Annotated in this window: 18 protein-coding genes; 9 read left to right on the top strand and 9 right to left on the bottom strand. The window is 42.2% G+C overall.

The window, feature by feature from the left end; genetic code table 11:
• Window positions 1–160: 160 nt before the first annotated feature.
• The 3 genes from U0033_RS07785 to U0033_RS07795 all read right to left on the bottom strand — a co-directional run bounded on the left by U0033_RS07785 (window position 161) and on the right by U0033_RS07795 (window position 2,384).
• Window positions 161–778, bottom strand: a complete 618-nt coding sequence (locus U0033_RS07785; RefSeq protein ID WP_072362375.1) for a hypothetical protein — start codon at window positions 776–778, stop codon at window positions 161–163.
• 37 nt (window positions 779–815) lie between these two features.
• Window positions 816–1,796, bottom strand: a complete 981-nt coding sequence (locus tag U0033_RS07790; RefSeq protein ID WP_072362374.1) for a hypothetical protein — start codon at window positions 1,794–1,796, stop codon at window positions 816–818.
• 198 nt (window positions 1,797–1,994) lie between these two features.
• Window positions 1,995–2,384 carry an energy transducer TonB gene (locus tag U0033_RS07795; RefSeq protein WP_072362373.1) on the bottom strand — a complete coding sequence of 130 codons (390 nt, stop codon included), beginning with the start codon at window positions 2,382–2,384 and terminating at the stop codon, window positions 1,995–1,997.
• A gap of 140 nt (window positions 2,385–2,524) precedes the next feature.
• Between U0033_RS07795 and U0033_RS07800 the strand changes: the two genes are divergently transcribed.
• Together U0033_RS07800 and U0033_RS07805 are read left to right on the top strand one after the other, a co-directional pair.
• Window positions 2,525–4,906, top strand: a complete 2,382-nt coding sequence (locus tag U0033_RS07800; RefSeq protein ID WP_072362372.1) for an outer membrane beta-barrel family protein — start codon at window positions 2,525–2,527, stop codon at window positions 4,904–4,906.
• 3 nt (window positions 4,907–4,909) lie between these two features.
• Window positions 4,910–5,578, top strand: coding sequence for a 4'-phosphopantetheinyl transferase family protein (locus U0033_RS07805; RefSeq protein WP_072362371.1), 669 nt, complete (start codon window positions 4,910–4,912; stop codon window positions 5,576–5,578).
• A gap of 225 nt (window positions 5,579–5,803) precedes the next feature.
• On the opposite strand, the gene U0033_RS07810 is transcribed toward U0033_RS07805, so the two are convergent.
• Together U0033_RS07810 and U0033_RS07815 are read right to left on the bottom strand one after the other, a co-directional pair.
• The gene (locus U0033_RS07810; RefSeq protein WP_072362370.1) at window positions 5,804–7,717 is read right to left on the bottom strand and encodes a heavy metal translocating P-type ATPase; all 1,914 of its coding nucleotides are present in this window, start codon (window positions 7,715–7,717) and stop codon (window positions 5,804–5,806) included.
• A 26-nt stretch (window positions 7,718–7,743) separates the two neighbouring features.
• The gene (locus tag U0033_RS07815; RefSeq protein WP_072362369.1) at window positions 7,744–8,529 is read right to left on the bottom strand and encodes a hypothetical protein; all 786 of its coding nucleotides are present in this window, start codon (window positions 8,527–8,529) and stop codon (window positions 7,744–7,746) included.
• Window positions 8,530–8,769: 240 nt separating this feature from the next.
• Here U0033_RS07815 and U0033_RS07820 point away from each other — a divergent pair, with 240 nt between their 5' ends.
• The 5 genes from U0033_RS07820 to U0033_RS07840 all read left to right on the top strand — a co-directional run bounded on the left by U0033_RS07820 (window position 8,770) and on the right by U0033_RS07840 (window position 14,069).
• Window positions 8,770–9,354 (top strand): TetR/AcrR family transcriptional regulator, encoded by a 585-nt coding sequence (locus U0033_RS07820; protein ID WP_072362368.1) that lies wholly within the window; start codon window positions 8,770–8,772, stop codon window positions 9,352–9,354.
• Between the two features lie 51 nt (window positions 9,355–9,405).
• A complete protein-coding gene (locus tag U0033_RS07825) occupies window positions 9,406–10,149 on the top strand; it encodes an SDR family oxidoreductase (protein ID WP_072362367.1) in 744 nt (247 codons plus the stop codon).
• A 28-nt stretch (window positions 10,150–10,177) separates the two neighbouring features.
• On the top strand, window positions 10,178–11,722 hold the full coding sequence (locus U0033_RS07830) for a DHA2 family efflux MFS transporter permease subunit (protein ID WP_072362366.1): 1,545 nt from the start codon (window positions 10,178–10,180) through the stop codon (window positions 11,720–11,722).
• A gap of 63 nt (window positions 11,723–11,785) precedes the next feature.
• Entirely contained in the window at window positions 11,786–13,228 is a 1,443-nt protein-coding gene (locus U0033_RS07835; RefSeq protein ID WP_072362365.1) for an AAA family ATPase, read from the top strand.
• On the top strand, window positions 13,197–14,069 hold the full coding sequence (locus tag U0033_RS07840; RefSeq protein WP_072362364.1) for an HNH endonuclease: 873 nt from the start codon (window positions 13,197–13,199) through the stop codon (window positions 14,067–14,069). The genes U0033_RS07835 and U0033_RS07840 overlap by 32 nt, the downstream gene beginning before the upstream one ends.
• A gap of 163 nt (window positions 14,070–14,232) precedes the next feature.
• Here U0033_RS07840 and U0033_RS07845 read toward each other — a convergent pair whose 3' ends face one another.
• Entirely contained in the window at window positions 14,233–15,618 is a 1,386-nt protein-coding gene (locus U0033_RS07845) for an AAA family ATPase (protein ID WP_143150753.1), read from the bottom strand.
• A 274-nt stretch (window positions 15,619–15,892) separates the two neighbouring features.
• On the opposite strand from U0033_RS07845, the gene U0033_RS07850 reads away from it, so the two are divergent.
• On the top strand, window positions 15,893–16,822 hold the full coding sequence (locus U0033_RS07850; protein ID WP_072362362.1) for a TolB family protein: 930 nt from the start codon (window positions 15,893–15,895) through the stop codon (window positions 16,820–16,822).
• A gap of 159 nt (window positions 16,823–16,981) precedes the next feature.
• On the opposite strand, the gene U0033_RS07855 is transcribed toward U0033_RS07850, so the two are convergent.
• Both U0033_RS07855 and U0033_RS07860 read right to left on the bottom strand, forming a co-directional pair.
• Window positions 16,982–17,212, bottom strand: a complete 231-nt coding sequence (locus U0033_RS07855) for a hypothetical protein (protein WP_072362361.1) — start codon at window positions 17,210–17,212, stop codon at window positions 16,982–16,984.
• 26 nt (window positions 17,213–17,238) lie between these two features.
• Complete coding sequence (locus U0033_RS07860; RefSeq protein ID WP_072362360.1) at window positions 17,239–17,679, bottom strand: nuclear transport factor 2 family protein; 441 nt, start codon at window positions 17,677–17,679, stop codon at window positions 17,239–17,241.
• Between the two features lie 118 nt (window positions 17,680–17,797).
• Between U0033_RS07860 and U0033_RS07865 the strand changes: the two genes are divergently transcribed.
• Window positions 17,798–18,196: a winged helix-turn-helix transcriptional regulator gene (locus U0033_RS07865; protein WP_072362359.1), complete on the top strand. Its 399-nt coding sequence runs from the start codon at window positions 17,798–17,800 to the stop codon at window positions 18,194–18,196.
• An 855-nt stretch (window positions 18,197–19,051) separates the two neighbouring features.
• Here U0033_RS07865 and U0033_RS07870 read toward each other — a convergent pair.
• On the bottom strand, window positions 19,052–20,545 hold the full coding sequence (locus U0033_RS07870) for a carboxymuconolactone decarboxylase family protein (RefSeq protein WP_083571573.1): 1,494 nt from the start codon (window positions 20,543–20,545) through the stop codon (window positions 19,052–19,054).
• Window positions 20,546–20,578 lie beyond the last annotated feature (33 nt).

Genomic DNA, 20,578 nt, shown 5'->3' on the forward strand with positions numbered 1-20,578 from the left:
TTGATTGAAAATGCATCCCTTTTTTCAGGGGATTGGACAGATATACCTGTATTATTGGGGAGCAACATGTGCATCAGGCATAGCGGGAAACCCAAACTCATTCCGCTGCTTACTTTTGCGTTGGGGAGGATTGTCTTTTTTGTTAATGCCAGGAGCAGGATCAATCCGGCGTATAATCATCACACATCACAAAACTCCACTCCTTCTTCTCCAGCTTATACAAAAACAAATAATCCTTTAAGGGTTTCTCTATTCCCATCCCATGGATCTTATACAACTCCATCTTCAAATTTGCAATCCCTTCCTCATCATCCGCCGGTGTCAAAAACAACAGGTCATATCCAGGAAAAGCAACTACTACATCCTTGCCCATCGGTGCCACTATCTTCTCCCACATAGGTGCTACAAACATCGCAGTCACACAATGATCCGGATCTCCACACACCTGGTAACAGCCGAAAACTGTCTCCACTAACCTAAATTCAAAATCCCTTTCAAAGTTTTTAAGCGCCAGGGCACTCAGCTCCTCCTCCGTCATTTCAGTTCCCAAATGCCTTTTGCTGATAAAGGTATACTTCTCTCCCCTGTCCACGACAAAGCCCAGGGCCACATCTTTCAGCCATAAGTGATAAATTGGAAAGTCGGCATCTACATCCGCATCTTCTCCCAGGGTTTGTAATATTTCCTCTCTTAATTCATCCAATAAAAAGATCCTTGGATAAATTTTATCCCGGTGGTCATTCAGACTAAAAGTGTCATTCATTTCTTCATTCAGCATATTCTATTTTCATGTTCAGACAACAAAATAAGGAGCATTATTCATAAACTAAGGAACTCTTTCTAAATATCTCCGTCCATTTTTTTACAAATTCAGGGCTAAGCTGCTTCTCCCTGATAGCTACAAATGCGACATGCACCCCGTCTTTTCCCTGCAACAGGTAATACAATTGAGATTCAGGACGGGGATCATTCGGGTAATAGGGCGTTTCGGCTTTAAATAAGGCCCATTTTTGCCCGGGTCCTTCCACCTCGTTGATGATAGTTGTCTTTGTCAGATTCGTTTCACTTTTACTCGCCGTGACAAAGATGTCCACCACCTGGTGGATCTTTTCAACTTTTATGCCTTTCACGAATGTCTGGTTGATCGTTGTCTGCCAGTTTTCTTTTGTTTCGTTTGCAGGGATCAGTTGCTTTATATAATTCACGGAATCTTCTCCTTCAAATAATATCTTCCAGGAGCTTAATCCAGGAACTACCATTTTCAGGGTTTCCCGCCTGATAGCCAAACCAGTTTTCAACGTGCTTCCTATCCGGTGAAAAAATGGTTTTGCTGTGCTGATCCTGTCTTTATCTCCTGTTGCGGTATAGATATAGACCTTATCAGTATCATAAATGACAAAGACGGTGGAAAATACGGTCGTATTATTCTGCTTAACCACATGGGTTTCATCCATCCAGAATATAGGCTGTGCATTATTATGAAGCCTGCCTGAATCAAGTAACTTGTATCCTTCAGCAGCACTGATATATTCCAGGAGCTTGGCTGTTACTGCTGCTAAATTACTTCCCGCCTCTTCCAGGACATTTACATTGAAATTATCCCGGACCTTCTGGCTCGCTTCTACATCTGCAAATGCGACCAGTTTAATGGTGGGTGGAGTAGCAGGGATCTTATACTTCCAGCCAGCAGGCAACTCAATGGAAAATTTATTTACAGTATCCCTGAAGGTGGTGTGGGTCTGACAATTTGCTGAAAAAGTAAACAATAGCAAGACGGCGGTAAAAAATGCTCTCATCTGGGGTTAAGTTTTTGTAAATGTAGGAAAATCATGATCTTAACAATGAAATTGTTGCCTGGATAAAATGCCAATCGTTACGATCATCAGGAAATGAGATAACAGGTATAAACATATTCGCTATTGGGTATGGGATCAATTAAAGCATTCTAAGCTCCCCGGTTCTGATCGTTTGTCTTATTTATTTACTGCGCAGCCCTATTCCCTCACCCCAAATTTCAGTGGCATGCAAACAATCGTTCTAACCGGCTTTCCTTCCAGCTCCCCGGGTTTCCAAGCCGGCATCTGTTGAATAAATTTAATAGCCGCTTGCACAATCGCTTTACCTGCTGTACCTGTTGGACTGTGTTTGGGATCTGTATACTCATCCGCGGTACAACCATCCGCTGCTATCGTAAAAAACACCCACACTCTTCCTTCCCAACAAATCTCGCTAAAACCGGGAGGATATAGTAAATGAGCATCAATATACCTGTCAAGATCAGGAAACGAAGGTGGTACATCCGCATGAGAAAAAACAAAAGGCTTTGTTGTATCCCCGCCAGTTACGCCCAACAACAGTCCAAGTGATAAAATGGAAACTAACATAGATAAGGGTAAAATAAAAAAACTAATTAGGTAAAAATAAGTTAATTTGATCTAAATAACCAGGCTAAAACACAATAGTCCGCGCAACCCATATAATCAACAAAAGCTACAATAACCCGCTATATTCATACTATATCCATATGAATTACAAGCTTCTATCGTTTTTCATCAACCTCGTCACCATCTTCATTATTCATCCAGCTACCGCCCAACAAGCGCAAATATCAGGTACCGTCATTGATGAAAAAGGACAGCCACTGCCATTTTCCGCAGTCGCCCTGTTTTCTGCCAGTGACGAAACAAAGATCGTATCCAATACCCTCAGCGATACCGAAGGCAAATATCAATTCACCCAGCTACCTGAGGGCCATTACTACATCAAAGTATCTGCCCTGGGATATACCCCTACCCGATCGCCGCTTATTATACTCGATCCGGGGGCTAAATACGCCGCTATTCCATTAGTTATGAATAGCACTCCCACAAACCTCAACGTCGTGGAAATAGCCGGTAAAAAAGCCACTATTGAAAACAAAGGCGACCGCTTCGTAGTCAACACCGAAAAAAGCGCGCTGGCAGCAGGCAATGCGATCGATCTCCTGAAATCCACCCCATTCGTTTCCCTCTCCGCCAGCAACGAAATACGTCTGCAAGGCAAAAAAACCATGTTCCTGGTAGATGGCAAACCCTTACCTGCATCATCTATGCAGGAGATCCTCCAGATGATCCCCGCCGGCAATATCTCATCCATCGAACTCATTACCAATCCCTCTTCCAAATACGACGCAGCCTATGGTGCCGTCATTAATATCATCACCAGGAAAAAAGAACTGGAAGGTACCACAGGAAACCTTCGTGCCGATGCGGCCCAGGGAAAGTATGGCAACTATAATTTCAATGGCAGGCTGACCTATAAGAAGAAATCCATCACCTTATTCAGTATGGCCGGCTATAATAAAAGCGACCAGCAAAGCTTCAATGGCAGCGACCGGATCCTGGACAATTCAGAGAAACCCGACCTGCTCCAGGAAGACATTACCCGCACCTTTCACCAGCATTTTTACAACCTGCAAACAGGCGGTGAATGGACGATCAACAACAATCAAACGCTAGGAGTATTGACCACCGGCCGCATCATCCGCAGTAAAGGTGACTTTATTTCTGACAACCGGTTCAGCAAAGAAAATAGCCCGGTCGATTCTGCTTTGTATACCCGCAGCCCTTTTGAAAACAAGGGATCCATTTTCAATTACAATATCAACTACCACCTGCTGGCTGATTCCGGCAAAAACGACCTGACAGTTTTAGCCACCTTCACGCCCTATAAAAGTGATTTTAAACAAACTTTCTATTCGGAGCTAAATGATGGCCGAACCCCTCCCGTATATAAAAACACCAATCATACTGACATTCAGATCTACATCGCACAAGTAGATTACATACACAAATTCAGCCATCACTGGTTACTGGATGCCGGCCTCAAATACCAAAACACAAACTCCAGGAACAGCATCCTGTATGAAGATAACCGGAACGGCGGCTTTGCAGTAGTACCCGAATATTCCAGTGACAATCACCTGAAAGAAAGCATTGCTGCCGGCTATGCTATCCTGTCCAAAAACTGGTCTTCCACTAAACTACAAATGGGCCTGCGTGCAGAAAATACAGACGCCAGCTATGTTGGTTATTTCAACCAGCATGCCATCAAACTGTTTCCTTCCCTATCCTACGAATACAAGATCAGTGATCAATACAGCCTGACGCTTTCTTATAAAAAAACCATCAACCGTGCACCTTACAATGAATTGGTGCCCTATACAATATTCGTAAATCAAAACACGGTATTCAGGGGTAATCCCTCACTGCAACCGCAATACGACAACATCCTTACGCTTAGTACCCGGCTGCATCAACTAAGCATCGCATTTATTTACACCCTGAGTAAAAACATGTTTGGGCAATTCCCCATTGCACAGGACTTTAATACAAAAACCACCTGGTTTGCGCTGCAGAACCTGAATGATGCGCAGGACTTTCATATCGATCTGTTCTACCCCTTACAAATTACAAGGTGGTGGTCTGCCCAGAACAGTGGTTCCATCTTTGGTTACTCCAAAGCCAGTGGCTTTGTTATGGATAAATCTTTTACGCTCTCGTCTAACTGGGTGAATCTGAAAACAGATCAGACTTTTGACATTTCAAAACGGCTAAAGCTGGAGATTATCGGGTATTACAATTCTAAAATGACGTCTGAATTAACCTCCCTGGGGAGTTATGGCAATATCGATGCCTCATTACTGATCAATGTTCTTAATGGACAGTTGAGGATTGGCGGCAATGACATCCTAAAGAGAAATGTGTACTGGTCAGGGCAGGATTTTGGAGTATACAGGTCTTCGAAAGACAGGTATATGGATAGCCGAAGGTTGAGTATTGGCTATACGTACAATTTTGGAAGAACGAAAATAGCCACGCCGGGTAGGAAGTTAGGGAATAACGATGCATTGCAAAGGATTCAATAAAAGATGATGGAATTATATACCTGCAAGATCTATTACGCGCATTTTCATCAGCCATTAGCGAAGGATGTTTTTGCTGCTTTAGTGGCTCAGTTACCTCCCGAAATGCAAGACAAAGTAGCTGCGTTTCAAAGATGGGAAGATGCTCACGCAGCTCTACTCAGTAAACATATACTGCGATATGCACTGAAGGAAAACGGGCAGGCACATACGCTGGGAACTATGCAATATACTGCGCAATCAAGACCTTACTTTCCCGGTGGTGATGATTTCAACATCTCTCATACCAACAAAATAGTCGTATGTGCCTTTGCGAATTGCAATAAAATTGGGATTGATATTGAAAGGCGGGTACCACTGGATATTGATATTTACAGGCAGCAATTTTCCGATGCGGAGTGGGATCATATACACAGGTCGTCTGATTCTTTGCAAACATTCTATGAATACCGTACAGCGAAAGAAGCTGTGCTCAAGGCCAGTGGCACAGGGTTAAAGAATGAGTTGCACCTGCTCAATCCGTTTGAAAATAATGAATGGCATTTGTATACGATCCGGGATTTCTCGCCTTATTCATGTCACCTGGCTAGTCAACAGCCATTAGGGCGGATTAGCCTGATCAACCTGGGAGATTTGATTTATAAGGAGCCGGATCGTTTTATTTCCCTTCTTTAGTGACTGTAGCTTTCAAATCCTCCTTCTATTAAATCCTACTACTTTCAACTCATTCAATATCACCACACAGTCACTCATGGACTACTAAATCACGCCACATCATTCTTTTCATTAAATCCTCCATTCATAACCATCCTCCATCACTCACAGTCCATCAATTCGCACCGCACCCCTCTTCTCATTAAATCCTCCATTCATAACCATCCTCACTCACAGTCTCCCAACTCACACCACACCCCTCTTCTCTTTAAACACCAGCAATCTCAACGCGTTCAGCACCACCACCATCGTCGATCCTTCATGTCCTATCACCGCTGGCCCCATACTGGCAATCCCGAACAAGGTCAGAGGAATCAATATCGCAACCATCCCCAGACTTATCACTAAATTCTGTTTAATAATCTGGTTCGCCCGCTGACTTAACGCAATCGCAAAAGGCAAACGCATCAGCTGATCACCCATCAATGCAATATCCGCCGTTTCCAGGGCCACATCAGAACCCGCAGCCCCCATGGCAATCCCCACCGTACTATTCGCCATAGCCGGTGCATCATTCACCCCATCCCCGACCATCGCAACCTTTCCCTCTGATGTTTTCAGTTTATTAATCGCTTCCACTTTCTGTTCAGGCAATAAATTTCCCCATGCATCCGTCAGGCCAGTCTCCCTGGCAATTGCATCTGCTACCAGCTGGTTATCGCCGGAGAGCATGATCAGTTTATTAATCCCAATAGCCCTCAGCGCCTCCAGCGCAGGTTTTGCTTCAGCCCGTGGTGTATCCATCACCGTTATCATGCCCGCATATTTCTCATCCTTCAATGCCAGCATCACCGTATGCCCTGCTTTGGCCCGCTCATCCAGTAACTGAAGAATATCCGGCGCCGCTGCAACAAGTGCTTTATTCCCAATCACCACGCTATGCCCCTGCCATTGCGCCTTGATCCCTTTGCCTGTCACTGATTCGAGCTGCGAAGCAGGTTCTATATTTTTCAGCTGTGCATCGGCTACAATCGCTTTTGCCAGCGGGTGATCGCTGAGTGATTCTACGGCCACCACCATACTGAGTAATTCCTCTTTACCAATACCGTTCGCGGGAATGATCTCCGTAAGTTTAGGTTTACCTTCCGTCAGGGTGCCTGTCTTGTCAAAAGCAATCGCCTTCAGGGCACCCAGGTCTTCCAGCGGACGCCCCCCTTTAATGAGGATCCCGGCACGGGCTGCACGCGCTACCCCGCTTAACACCGCACTGGGAGTAGAAATCGCCAGCGCACATGGACTGGCCGCTACCAATACCCCCATAGCCCGGTAAAAACTGGCACTGAAAGGTTCATGGATGACGACAAATGCAAAGCAGAGAAGAAAGACAAAAATGATGACAGCAGGTACATAATATTTCTGCAACTTATCGGCGAAGCGTTGTGTTGGTGATTGTTGTGACTGCGCCTCGTTAACGAGTTGAATCAGTTTTGATAAGGTAGAATCTTTCGCAGGTTTGGTCACCTTTACTTCCAGGGCACCGCTACCATTCATGGTACCTGCATACACGCTGCTGTCCACCTGTTTGTCAACCGGCATGCTTTCGCCGGTTACAGCTGCCTGGTTCACTGCACTATTGCCTTTGATAATGATCCCATCGGCAGGAATCGTGTTATCGGGTTTGACCATAACGATGTCATTCACCTGCAAGGTCTCTATATTTACTTCGCTGAGGGTATTATCCTTTTTCAGCCAGGCAGTTTTAGGAGCCAGTTTAGCCAGCGCACTGATAGAATTTTTGGCCTTATTCAGGGCATAATGCTCCAGCGAGTGACCCATGCTGAAGAGGAAGAGTAACAAGGCGCCTTCCGCCCAATCACCCAATATGGCAGCGCCGGCGGCAGCAATGATCATGAGGGAGTCGATATCGAAAGAACCGGCTTTGATATTTTCAATCGCTTCTTTGACGGTAAAGAAGCCTCCCGCTATATAAGCAAGGATGTATAACGACAAAGGCACTACGTCAGGGATACCTTTGATAAAAGATAATCCAAAGCCAATAGCCAATGCAGCGCCACAGGTGAGACTGCATATCAGTTCTATGTTTTTCTTCCAGCCATGTTCATGATCATGGTCGTGGTGATGATGTTCTTGTCCGCTCATGCAGCTGAAGATACGAAACTCCCAGCTTATCCTGCCTGTATAATCTTACCGCATCCTGTATACTTCACCCATTGCACCAGGGAATCTGTCACCACCGTTCCCATTTCCACTCCAACGGCAACGACCATACATTCATCCCTGCTGATCTTCTCCTTATTTAACTGCAGGGTAACAGTACTGGCAGGCACGACTTCCTCCCTGAGGTACCAGGGGCTGATAAACGAAACCGGTTCTGACCAGATGCGGGGAAATCCTTTCATAGCAGCATCCCACACTGTTCCCAGGCTAAATACCAGGCGATACATAGGCTGCTTCCAGGGTAGCACGATGCTTAAACCGGGTTGTAATACAGGTACTTCTATCTCTACACTGGCAGTATTACGATCCAGGGCCGCGGCTAAAGGGTGCCTGATCACACTATCAAACAGGTATTGCTGATTCAGGTTGAACCCGCTCATCTGATTGCCAAGCGTTGAAAACCGGACGATCCGGTTGCCCCGGCTATTCTCCTTGTCCTGCAATAACAAGTGCCTGCTCAGGGAAGTGAATTGCGCAGCCAGGTTCATATCCGTCAGGTGTTTCACCGGACTGATAGCCATCCTGAGCGACTTTGCTGCCGAAGAGCAGGTGCCAAACTCATTGTTGTTTTCCCGGACCCGCTCACAGGAAGGCAGCAATTCAATCTGCTTCCTGGTTGGCCCCCCATTCTTTCTTACAATATACCCGTCCTCGGGTTTCCTGTTCCTGGGCCGGAAAAAGTTAATGCCCTCAATTTTCCCTTCAAACTGGATGAAAGATTTTCTAATAGCCATAAAAAATTGCAATTAAAAATACGTATGTCTCGTAAATAAACCGGAGATAAGCCGTAGATATCCCGCCTCTTTTAAGATACGGGTTAAAGGCGGCTTATAGGCGGGATATCTGCGGGTTATCTGCGGAATATCCCGCCTTGTGTCAAGATAGTAAACACCACTGCACATGAGACCGCAGTGAAATTTATTTGGAGAATTATACCAATCGGTATATTTTTGCATTGTCTTAAATGATCAGGTATGAGCAAAGCAGAAAAGACCAGGCAGTATATAGTGGAGAAAACCGCTCCTATCTTCAATACCAAAGGTTTTGCGGGCACCTCTCTCACAGATATGACGGAGGCCACCGGGCTGACCAAAGGATCTATTTATGGCAACTTTGCCAATAAAGACGAGGTGGCACTAGCGTGTTTTGACTTCAATTTCAAAAAAGTAGTCAATATCATTGACAGCGCTATAGAAAAAGAAGCTACCTATAGGGGCAAACTGCTGGTGTATACAACGATTTATGACAACTTCCTGAATGCTCCTTTTCCAACCGGCGGTTGCCCGGTACTGAATACAGCCATAGAATCGGATGATACGCATCCCAGCTTAAGGGCGAAATCAGCAGAAGCAATAGGCAACTGGAAAAACAAGATAGCAGGGATTCTAAACAAGGGGATTGAGGCCGGGGAATTCAAACCAGGACTGGATGTGGAGCAGACTGCCCTCACCTTTATTGCGACCATCGAAGGTGCCATCATGATCACGAAGGCAACCGGTAAGCTCAACTACCGTACTGCCATTTTGAACGCCATCGAAAATATGATTAACGCTTTATAAGTATTTTTTTGCACATTAATATACCGATCGGTATATTTTAAATTAAACAAGATGAACACAAGTAACAACACGGTATTAATTACTGGCGGCAGTGCCGGTATCGGTTTCGAAATTGCACAACAGCTGGGTGCAGCGGGTAACCAGGTGATCATTACGGGTCGTAATGCGGAAAGACTGGAGGCGGCAGCAGCGCAGTTAAAAAATACTACTGCGATCGTATCTGATGTGAGCAGTCCGGGTGATGTCAGTCAGCTGGTGGCGCAACTGGAGGAAAAGTTTCCCGGGCTGAATATGGTGATCAATAATGCGGGGTATTCTGCTTCACCTTATCGCCTTGCTCCTGGCGTGGATACGTTTGAAAAAGCAAGTGCTGAGATCCAGACCAATTATCTTTCTGTACTCAGGCTGAACGAATTGCTGTTGCCATTACTGAGCAAACAGGCGCATGCTGCCATTGTCAATGTATCCAGCATTGTTGCCTTTGCACCGAGTATTAATATTCCGGGGTATAGCATTAGCAAGGCGGCATTGCATGCTTATAGCAGGGTATTGAGAATTACGCTGAATGATACGCCTGTACGGGTGTTTGAACTGATGCCTCCATTGGTGAATACAGAGTTCTCCAAGGAGATAGGTGGCGAAAAAGGCATTCCGGCTTCACAGGTAGCAGCGGAGCTGATAGAAGGGCTTAAAAATGATGTGTACGAAATACATGTAGGTGATACTGCTGGTATGTATCAGCTCTACCTCTCCTCTCCTGAAAACGCACTCCAGGCAATTAACGCCGGCAGGTAATTTTTTGCACTTAAATATACCGATCGGTATGAAAAAAGAAACCATTCTGTTGGTTACTGTCATTGCTGCGGCGGTGATGGAACTGATTGATACCTCTATTGTCAATGTTGCCCTGTCTCATATGAGCGGGAACCTGGGAGCTACGCTGGAAGATACTTCCTGGGTAATTACGGCTTATGCGATTGCGAATGTAATAGTGATTCCAATCACCAGTTTCCTCGTGTTGAAACTGGGCAGGCGGAATTATTATATTGGTTCCGTAATTGCATTTACCTTCTTTTCTTTTATGTGTGGGCAGGCATCGAATATCTGGACACTGGTAGCGTTCCGGTTTTTGCAGGGGATTGGCGGCGGGGCATTGCTGTCTGTATCGCAGGCAGTAGTGTTCGAGTTGTTTCCGAAGGAGAAGCGGAATGTGGCCAGTGCACTCTTTGGCATTGGCGTATTTGTAGGCCCGACGATCGGGCCTACACTGGGGGGATATATTACAGAGTTTTATGACTGGCCCTGGATTTTTTACATCAATGTACCGATTGGTATAACCGTAGCCGTTATATGCTACCTGTTATTGAAAGAGCCAGGTATCAAACAGGAGGCGGGTAAGGTGGACTGGCTGGGGATCTTCCTGTTGGCCGTTGGCGTAGGATCATTGCAGACAGTGCTGGAGAGAGGGGAAACGGATGACTGGTTCGAGGCGAATTATATTATCTTCCTGAGTGTCACTGCGTTTCTGGGCCTCTTACTATTTATCTGGTGGGAGTTGCGAACCAGTAACCCGGTGGTGAATTTGCGGGTATTGAGGAGTAAGAACCTGAGTCTGGCGGCGATACTGACTTTCATATCAGGGGTGGGTTTGTTTAGTTCTGTGTTTTTGACACCGGTGTTTGCGCAACGGTTGCTGGGCTTTACGCCCACACAAACAGGCTTGCTATTACTACCCGGGGCATTGCTGGCGATAGGTGGATTGATGATTTCGGCGACATTGTTACAGAGAGGGGTTTCTCCTATCGTGATGATTACGATCGGTATGTTTTTGTTTGTGTTGTTTAGCTGGCAGATGTCGCATTTAAGTTTAGATGCGGGTGCGGAGATGATCACGCGGAGTTTGATCTGGAGAGCAGTAGGGCTGGCAGTGGTGACGGTGCCATTGACAACGCTGGCGGTGTCGGGTCTGGAGCTGAAGGATATACCGCAGGGGGCGGCCTTGAATAATATGATGCGGCAGTTGGGCGGAAGTTTTGGGCTGGCGATGGTGAATACGTATTTGACGAATAGGAATGCGGTACATAGGATGGACCTGGTGAGTAATATTAGTTGGGAGAATCCCCTGGCGGTGAAGAGGATTTCGGATTATACGGCTTATTTTATGCAGCATGGGTTTGGGGTGTTGGAGGCGAAGCAGAAGGCGTTGAAGGTGGTGGATGTGGTGGTGACGAAGCAGTCGAATTTGATGAGTTATAATGATGCGTATCTGATGGTGGGGATGGTATTTTTGATTTCGTTGCCGTTGTTGTTGCTGGCGAGGCGGAAGAAGGCGGGGGTACAGGTGAAGGTGGTGTTGTCGGATCATTAGGGGGAATTCTTTTGGGGGATGATTAGATGAATTTTGTTATTTTCGGTTTTGAAATCCGCAGGAATGTATATAAAATCAGTAGCAATAAATAATATCAGATCGGTAAAAGGCTTTAAAATGGAGTTTAAACAGCCAGCGGGTTGGCATGTTTTAATTGGGGATAATGGTGCGGGGAAGTCTACTATTATAAGGTCAATAGCTTTGGCTTTAATCGGTCCGGAGGAAGCTATGGGATTAAGGTCGGATTGGGGAGATTGGTTAAGTATTGATAAAGAAATGGGAAATATTTCATTGGAAATAATCAGGAATGAAGTAGATAAACATTTAATAGAGGACTTAAGCAGTCTTATCCGAGAAAGTAAGGAATATTTAGCTTCAAAGAAAATAGAGGAATTTATCAGTAAATCGAAGGAAAATTTAGGTCTAGAGAAATTAAAGGTACTTATCGATAAGACAATGGAGACTATTCCTTTAGACGAAGAACTTAGACACCTAATTTTAAACAACAATTATATATTTTTCAACACTTTACTATTCCATAGAAGTAAGGATAGAATTAGTTTTACATCTCCTAAGACGATAATAAAACCTTCTTTACGTAATTGGGGGACGGGAAGTGGATGGTTCTCTGTTGCATACGGTCCATTTAGACGCTTTGCTGGAGGAAATCCTGAATGGAATAAGGTATATAATACGCAACCTAAACTCGGAGCGCATTTATCTGCCTTTGGCGAAGATGTGGCACTCACTGAGGCAACCGAGTGGTTAGTTAAATTAAAATACCAGATACTTGAGAAAAAGGAAGATCAAAGTTTAATCGACAACCTAAAATCTTTAATAAACTCCGAGGACTTCCTCCCTCATAATACCAAACTATACGATATTAGCTCAGATGGTGTCATCTTTAAGGATGCTGGTGGTGCTGAAATTTCGGTCAATCAACTCAGTGATGGATATAGATCAATTTTAAGTTTGACTTTTGAACTTTTAAGACAACTCGTAAAATGCTATGGACAGGACCTGGTATTTCAAAGTATAAGAGAAGGTGTAATGAAAATTGATTTACCTGGCGTCGTCTTAATAGATGAAATCGACGCCCATCTCCATCCCTCCTGGCAAACAAGGATCGGAAGCTGGTTTACGAAATACTTTCCTAAAATTCAATTTATAGTCACCACACATAGTCCGCTAGTTTGCAGAGCCAGTGAGAACGGATCAATATGGAAATTAGCTTCTCCCGGAAATGACAATGATGAAACATTTGAAATAATCGGTGTCGATAAAGAGAAATTAATCCTGGGAAATGTCCTTGATGCCTATGGCACAGAATTTTTTGGTAAATCACCTGTCAGATCTGGAAGGTCTAATGAGAAACTAGAACGACTAGGAGAACTAAATATCCTAGCAGCTTTAGGTAAAATCTCAGATATCGAAGAAAAAGAAAGGCTTCACTTACAAAAAATTCTAAGCACAGATGATCCGTTTGGCTCCCCAACAGTTAAATGACAATGAAAACAGGATATTAGCAGAACTTCAGCACCAAATCAACAATAAAATAACCTTTACAGAAAAAGTGCAAAAAGCCCATGCACTTTGGAAGTCAAAAGAAAGCTCTCAACAAAAGAAGGCTGGCTTCCGGGTAATTACCGATACTTTGCACAGCATGTGTGTGTCTGAAGGTATCTGTAACTATTGTGAGCAAAATGAGGCCGCTGATATAGAACATATTTTTCCTAAATCGTATTTCCCTGAATTTACCTTTGAATGGGAAAACTACATCCTTGCCTGTAAACAATGCAATACTGGTCACAAACTGGATAAAGCATTTGTACTGGATAATAACGACGAGCTTGTAGAATTACAACGCCAATCGGCCCCATCTCATAATCGTATTGCCTTTATTAATATAAGGACAGAAGATCCGGATCAGTTTATGATTTTAAATCCTAAAACTTATGAATTTTCGCTATTACCAGGCCTTAGCAGACAGGATACAAATAAGGCAACAAGCACCCTTGAAATTCTGGAACTGAATACAAGAGATACTTTGATAGCCGCCCGAAAAAGCGCTGCCCGTCACTATTATGAGACCATGGATCGGCTGGTAAAAATCCTGCAGGCTAAGAGTATTGATGCCTTAAAAGATCTATTAACCCCATACGATGAGCGTTTTGATCTGACCAGACCGCTGGAAGAAATTCAAAATAACATTAAGGAAGATACAAAAAGGTATATTTCAAGATGTCAGCACCCTTCTGTATGGAGAACCATCAAAATTGTTGAATACAGAACAGTTCCCAAATGGACCGGGCTTTTTAACGAAATACCGGAAGCTCTAAATTGGTAAGCATTCTATGCGGAGCATTCACGAATGATATTGATTAGCGTCTAACTTTGCGTTCGAAAGAATTACAAATATGAAGCGAAGAAAATCATCGATGTCAGGTCGCCATCATTTTAGCGAACAGGAGATAATTTCAGCAAACTCCGGCTCTCGCCTGGTATATATATTACTTCGCCTCATCTTGAAATTTATGCCAATTTAAGTCATGTAAATTTCCAACGAAAGGAATCGCACCATATCTCCCACTTAAGTACCCCTTTCTAATATCAATTGTATTGTGTTCTTTAAAGTCACTAAGGGAGTATAATTTAGTGGCCCCAATAATGTTTTTTTCAGCAAACCAGATTTCATCAGGTCTGAAAATTTCCTGGTCTAAAAGGTTTGATTCATGAGTAGTAAAAATCAATTGGCCTTTTGTGACTTCATCAGCAGAGAATTTACTCACCAACTCCTTCACAATGAGCGGGTGTATGCTTCTTTCAATCTCATCAATAATAAATGTCTGCGATTGACTTATAATATTATTTAAAACAGGCAAATATTCAAGCAATCGTTTGGTGCCGTCGGATTCTTCACTAAATGAAAATTCGAATTTTTCTTCTTTTTCCCCTATGTGCTCAAATACCAGCCTTTTTACCATAATCTCACCATCGTCATTTACAACCGCGACATTTTCTTTAGTCGTATTATTGGCCATAAAGCCAATTTTCTTCTCAGGATTATTTTTTAACTCTGCTTTAATCTCTTCAATTTCCTTCTCTTTTCCTCTTCCTAAAAAGTCTTCAATTGTCTTAGCCTCTATCTTTAAATCTGTAATTCCTGTACTAAAAGATTCCATGGTATCAACTGCAAAATCTTTAAAATGAGAATTGGCATCTATAGCCAACACCAGTCCTGCTGCCTTTGTATCAGGATAAATAATTGTAAGGTTTTCATTTAACCAATGGTAAGCTTCTTTTATATGAATGAAATGATCATTAGTAATTGTATTAAGAAGAGAGAATAATGGCTGATTTGTTTTTAACAAGTCAGTTTCTATGATTTTCTTTAATGTTTTATTCTCTTCCTTTTCCTCAAATTCTTTAAAAAAACTTATAGAAGTTTTTTTGTCTTTATATTCTCTATGAAATATCATTTCATCTTCTCCATCAGCGGCAAGGGAACTAAAGTATTCATCCAGAATGATTCCTTCATTTATTGATACCGCATAATAGTATATGAAAGAATGAGTGAAAAACTCAATTGACATTTCCACCGGCTCATTACCAGTAGATTTCGAAAGTCTGAATTTCTGAGTACTAAAGGCTGTCGGAATGGATGAATCTAACAGCATCTTTTTTAATAATGAAATAGACCGTATTAAATTCGACTTTCCTGCACCATTAGCGCCATACAAAGCAGAAAGCTTTAGTACTTCAACCTGATTTACCTTGTATTTATGATGATTTAGCCGTTTGGTTTTCCCTGGCAATAAATTAAATTCCGTCTCATCATGAAAGGAGAATAAGTTCTTAACGACAAAGCGAACAAGCATGCTGCGTGAAAATTTCACGTAAAATATGAAATTTATTCCATTTTAAACAACAATTTATTTAATAAATTGCTGTCTGAGTGAAAATTTCACACATCCGGAAAGGTGTTTTATATTAAACAATCGACGATTAACACGCAATTTCTGCGACGAATTGTTTTGCTCTTCAAAGAAATTTGGCTGCCAACTTAAAGAAATCTTAATTCAAGCGCTTTCGGCATAAAACACTCTTTTCTTCTATTTATACAGCGTAAAAATCGCTATATTTAGATAACCACGTTTAAAATCCATAAAAATGAAACTTCCCAAATTACATGCTGCATATATAGCGGCATATTATCTCATTACATTCCCCGCTACCGCCCAACAAAAACATGATACCTGCAGTTATATACAATCGCTGGATATTTACACCGGCAAAATTGATACAATATTTAGTTCTGACAAACATATTGAGGCTCCCAACTGGCATGCAAACAATTACCTGCTTGTAAATAGTTACGGTAAAATTTATACACTCGACCTGGCTACAAAAAGAATGCAGGAACTTAATACCGGCTTCGCGACTGAATGCAATAATGATCACGGAATTTCACCAGACGGGATGTGGCTGGCAATCAGTCATAATGATAGAAAAGATTCATCCACCAAACCTTATAAATCTGCCATTTATATTTTACCCATTACAGGTGGAACTCCCAAACGGGTAACACCTGCAGTTCCTTCATTTTGGCATGGCTGGAGCCCGGATGGCAAAACAATCGCCTATTGTGCTGAGCGCAATGGTAATTTTGATATATACGCAGTCAATACATCAGGTGGTGAAGAAAAACGATTAACTACGAGCGACGGACTGGATGATGGGCCTGATTACGCTCCTGATGGCCGATACATCTATTTCAATTCTTATCGAACCGGTCATATGCAAATCTGGAGAATGCTGATGGACGGTTCAATGCCGGAACAACTAACTTTTGACAATCACTCAAATTGGTTTCCTCATCCCTCCCCTGATAACAAATGGATTGCCTACATTTCCTACACCTCAGATGAGAAACAAGAGCATTTGTTTGGGAAGCAGGTAAAACTGCGGTTAATGAATATAAAAACTAAAGCGATAAAAGATCTTACACCAGTATTTTTCGGTGGGCAAGGTACTATTAACGTACCCTCATGGAGCCCGGATAGCAGGAAAATAGCCTTTATTAGTTATGCTTTAAAATAAATCTTCCGTAAAAATACATCAAAGATTACAAACAGGTAAAACGGCTGTAAATAAAGGTTTTACAGCCGTTTTATGATTTTTAGGTAGTACGGGAAAAAGCAATAAAAAGTGCGGTTTGGCAAAAGTAAGGTTACTAAAACGTTACTTTTGAATATTGTTTTACCTTAAAAAGAATGCCCCAAAGCCGATACGCATCGTTTTCGGGATTACAAAAAGGATAGCGAATGACATTTCCATTAAGCCAAGTACAGTAGCTGCGTTGGGGAGGTTTTGTTTGACAAGAGCATCCACAGACCAGGGCAAGTGAATAGCTTTCATCAGCCCGCTTGTGATGACCATTATCGCAACCAGTACAGTAAGGGAAATCGTAATGATTTTTTTTGTTTTCATTTTTTCTAATCGGTTTTGGAAGCGTATTAATTGCTTAACGCTCTTGCTTCTATAATTAGAAAATACCCGACACGTTCTTTTATCAACCATCGCCCGTCTTGAAAAACATATTTGTCTTCGTATTTAACACTGTAATCGGTAATGACATCTTTTCCTTCATTTTCTCTTATCATTTTGAGTTGAGAAAATGAAATACCTGTCGCCGTATCGCCATTTATTTTTGCGGTATGTTGTCCGTTTAACGTAAAGTAGGTTTTTACCTGCGAAGCGTGTCCGCTAAATTCCTTTTCCAACACGTCTGTTCCCGTTGTATTTGCTATTACTACACCATTCATATAAACCGTATATGTGGCATCTTTGGTAAATAAGCCCATTTGTTCGGAAATCTTTTTTTCATCACCTAAATAGGCATAAGCATCTATCAGGTTTCTTAATTCTTCCTTTGCCTTTAAAATTTCTAATGTCATAACTATAATTTTTTATTGAACATTTTTGTAATTATTGTCCAACAAAACTATACTACATTTGCTAACAATTTATTAGTTGTTACCTAAAGGTTAGGAACTAATATAAATAATATGATTTATGGAAACAAGTGATAAACAAGAAGTAAACAAAGAGTTTACGGAAGAATGCAGTAAAATTCTTGGGGCAGTCAGTGATTTTCTTTACGTCATCGGTGGCAAATGGAAACTAATGATAATCATTGCTATGGCAAGAGGTAACAGCAGATTTACCGAAATTCAAAAACAAGTTAAGGGAATTTCTGCGAGAGTTCTTTCAAGCGAATTGAAAGAGTTGGAAATGAATGGATTTATCGTGAAAAAAGTTTCTGTTGGTTATCCTGTTATTATTGAATACGAACTGCTTCCTTACAGTCAGACACTTGAAGAAGTCGTAAATGCGATGACAAAATGGGGAATGCAACACAGAGAAAAGATAAAAAGGGATATGTCTTCTGTATCAGGTTCTTCCAAACATTAAGTTTGTTAAAAACCGAAGTCAAGCAGGACGCCGCCAAACTATCCTGCTTTCTTTTGGTCAATAAGCGGGAAAGCTTCAAAGCGGGTTTACCCGTATGTTCCTTCACCATTCGGTTTAGGTAGTTCGGATGCACAGAAAGTTTCCCTGCATATTGGGAAACGTTTTTGTAGATCAGTTTACCATTTTTGTCCTCTATTGGAAATTGACTGCTTAATAACGACAAAAACGCTGTGGAGACTTTTTCTGCGGCATTTCCTTTTTCTCTATTTTCGAAATTATTCTCTTCCTGCCACAACCTAAACGCTTCAAAAAGGATAAGCTGTAACAGTGTTTTTATCACATCTTTCTGAGAGGTATAGCCTGCCTGAATTTCTATCACAATCCGTTCAAAGACAAAATTAATATAAGAAATCTGGTTCGGATTCGTTAATGGAACCAGTGGTACTGTGCCTTCTTTGAACAAGGCCGTTAATTTGGTTTCAGTAAATACTGAATCGTATTCCTGTAAATACTCCTTTGTAAAAAGACAACTGTAGCCAGCGCTTTTATTGGTACCCATTACCCAGGAATACGGTGTATTGACATTTCCCAAAAAAGATATGTTCCCGACATCACAACTTTCTGGTCACCGAAGTATAAGGTACTGTTGCCTGTAACGATACAAATCCTATATAAATCTCTCCGGCTAAAGGAAGGATTATAGTCTGTCAGGTTGTCTATCTGGATAACCTTTATACCATTCTTATTCATACCCTAATCGAAGAGATTTATTGCCTTCTACGGAAATCGCCTGCCCGATTACATAAGGAGATGTATTACAGCAACGCCATCGCTGCTTATAATTTAACACTTCTTTCAATTTGCTTCTTTGTAAACATCTTCACTTACGGGTTCCAACCATTTATTTTCGTTCGCTTGTGGATTGCACATAATTGCCAGATGGGAAAACCAACTGTTGGCCGTTGCACCGTGCCAATGTTCTACGTTCGGTCCGATTTCCACTATATCGCCAACCCTGATATGTCTGGGTTTCTTCCCTCTTTCCTGGTATAGTCCTTCACCACCCACAACAATCAATATCTGCCCGCCGGAGTGGCTGTGCCAATTGTTGCGGCATCCCGGTTCGAAGGTTACGTTGGCAATCGGAACATTCAGCTCCTTATGGGAAGTAAGCGGAGCTACATAAGATTTTCCTATGAAATATCGGGCAAAGTCAGTGTTCTCATTTCCTGTAGGAAATTCACTGATGAAAGGGATTTTATTTTTGTCTTCCATTTTAATGTTTTTTAATTTTCCAAAAATGGCAACCATTGTTTGGGTGTCTAATACATCCATATCTACCAGCTTCAATGATTTCACCATTTTCAGGGTAGTTTCTTTATATTTTTTGAATTGGGGTGTCGCCAAATGATGTTCGTATGCACTTTTCTCTGCGTATATTTCTACTATTCTTACCTGATTGGGGGCTTCTCTCTGAAACATAGGAAAAATAGCCACTACGCCAGGTTCTATGTTAACGGATGCTGCCGCTTCCTCCTTTAGAATTGTTCTATACTGCTCCAAAAATTCCGGTATAATTTCTATTTCTGAAATACGCACCATCATATCATTTGCCAGCAAAGGCTGTTCTTTTTCTCCAATGCATTTTCGGAGTACATTGCCCTGCACACGACTGATGTATTGGTCAATGATCAGTGTAAGTTCTTTTAGCTGGTCGTCTGTAATCCCCGTGTTTTTACCCATTCCTATATGGGCTTTCAATTGTGGTTCTACACCCGGCATTGCTGCCAGTGCAGAGATAGTAACGAGCTCACGCTGACTGTAGCTAAGTACATCGCTACCAAAAATATCCGCAAACAAATGTTCTTTTAAAAAACTATCAGCTCTTGGTGCAAATTCTCCAAAGCCCGGTGCAGGTTTTTTCTGCGGTGTTTGGGTAAGTCTTTCCAGTACTTTTCGACCCTGTTCGTATTTGTCAGACGTAGTATTTTCTACTACAATCGCTTTGCCTTCTTTGTCTTTTATACCTTTTGTGGCTCTTTCATCCAATACAGTTTTGAAAACGCCAAGCGCATTCAAACTACGTGGAAAACCACAGTAGGCATAAAGCTGGACCAATGCTTCTTTTATTTCGTTGATAGCCAATCCCCCATCCAGACATGCGTTGAAAACTATTTTAAGTTCTTCCGTATTTCCCGAAGCGGTAAGTGCGGAAAGAGCAGCCAGGTTTTGCTGATGGCTGTTTAAGGCTTTCAATGTTACCTTTTCTATTGTTTGTGCGTTCATTGTGTTATTGATACATATTGTGAAGGAAAACAGCAATAAGAGTTTTGTTATTTTTGACTTCATAGAATTAAAGGTTATTCAAGTTCAAATATTATT

This window comes from Chitinophaga sancti (assembly GCF_034424315.1).
Taxonomy (GTDB): Bacteria; Bacteroidota; Bacteroidia; order Chitinophagales; family Chitinophagaceae; genus Chitinophaga; species Chitinophaga sancti.

Bases quoted from the DNA above. Each gene is read 5' to 3' on its own strand.
- U0033_RS07800 (WP_072362372.1), top strand. From the start codon at position 2,525: ATGAATTACAAGCTTCTATCGTTTTTCATCAACCTCGTCACCATCTTC.
- U0033_RS07830 (WP_072362366.1), top strand. From the start codon at position 10,178: ATGAAAAAAGAAACCATTCTGTTGGTTACTGTCATTGCTGCGGCGGTG.
- U0033_RS07855 (WP_072362361.1), bottom strand. From the start codon at position 17,212: ATGAAAACAAAAAAAATCATTACGATTTCCCTTACTGTACTGGTTGCG.
- U0033_RS07820 (WP_072362368.1), top strand. From the start codon at position 8,770: ATGAGCAAAGCAGAAAAGACCAGGCAGTATATAGTGGAGAAAACCGCT.
- U0033_RS07835 (WP_072362365.1), top strand. From the start codon at position 11,786: ATGTATATAAAATCAGTAGCAATAAATAATATCAGATCGGTAAAAGGC.
- U0033_RS07805 (WP_072362371.1), top strand. From the start codon at position 4,910: ATGATGGAATTATATACCTGCAAGATCTATTACGCGCATTTTCATCAG.
- U0033_RS07850 (WP_072362362.1), top strand. From the start codon at position 15,893: ATGAAACTTCCCAAATTACATGCTGCATATATAGCGGCATATTATCTC.
- U0033_RS07810 (WP_072362370.1), bottom strand. From the start codon at position 7,717: ATGAGCGGACAAGAACATCATCACCACGACCATGATCATGAACATGGC.
- U0033_RS07860 (WP_072362360.1), bottom strand. From the start codon at position 17,679: ATGACATTAGAAATTTTAAAGGCAAAGGAAGAATTAAGAAACCTGATA.
- U0033_RS07825 (WP_072362367.1), top strand. From the start codon at position 9,406: ATGAACACAAGTAACAACACGGTATTAATTACTGGCGGCAGTGCCGGT.
- U0033_RS07870 (WP_083571573.1), bottom strand. From the start codon at position 20,545: ATGAAGTCAAAAATAACAAAACTCTTATTGCTGTTTTCCTTCACAATA.
- U0033_RS07790 (WP_072362374.1), bottom strand. From the start codon at position 1,796: ATGAGAGCATTTTTTACCGCCGTCTTGCTATTGTTTACTTTTTCAGCA.
- U0033_RS07815 (WP_072362369.1), bottom strand. From the start codon at position 8,529: ATGGCTATTAGAAAATCTTTCATCCAGTTTGAAGGGAAAATTGAGGGC.
- U0033_RS07865 (WP_072362359.1), top strand. From the start codon at position 17,798: ATGGAAACAAGTGATAAACAAGAAGTAAACAAAGAGTTTACGGAAGAA.
- U0033_RS07785 (WP_072362375.1), bottom strand. From the start codon at position 778: ATGCTGAATGAAGAAATGAATGACACTTTTAGTCTGAATGACCACCGG.
- U0033_RS07840 (WP_072362364.1), top strand. From the start codon at position 13,197: ATGATCCGTTTGGCTCCCCAACAGTTAAATGACAATGAAAACAGGATA.
- U0033_RS07795 (WP_072362373.1), bottom strand. From the start codon at position 2,384: ATGTTAGTTTCCATTTTATCACTTGGACTGTTGTTGGGCGTAACTGGC.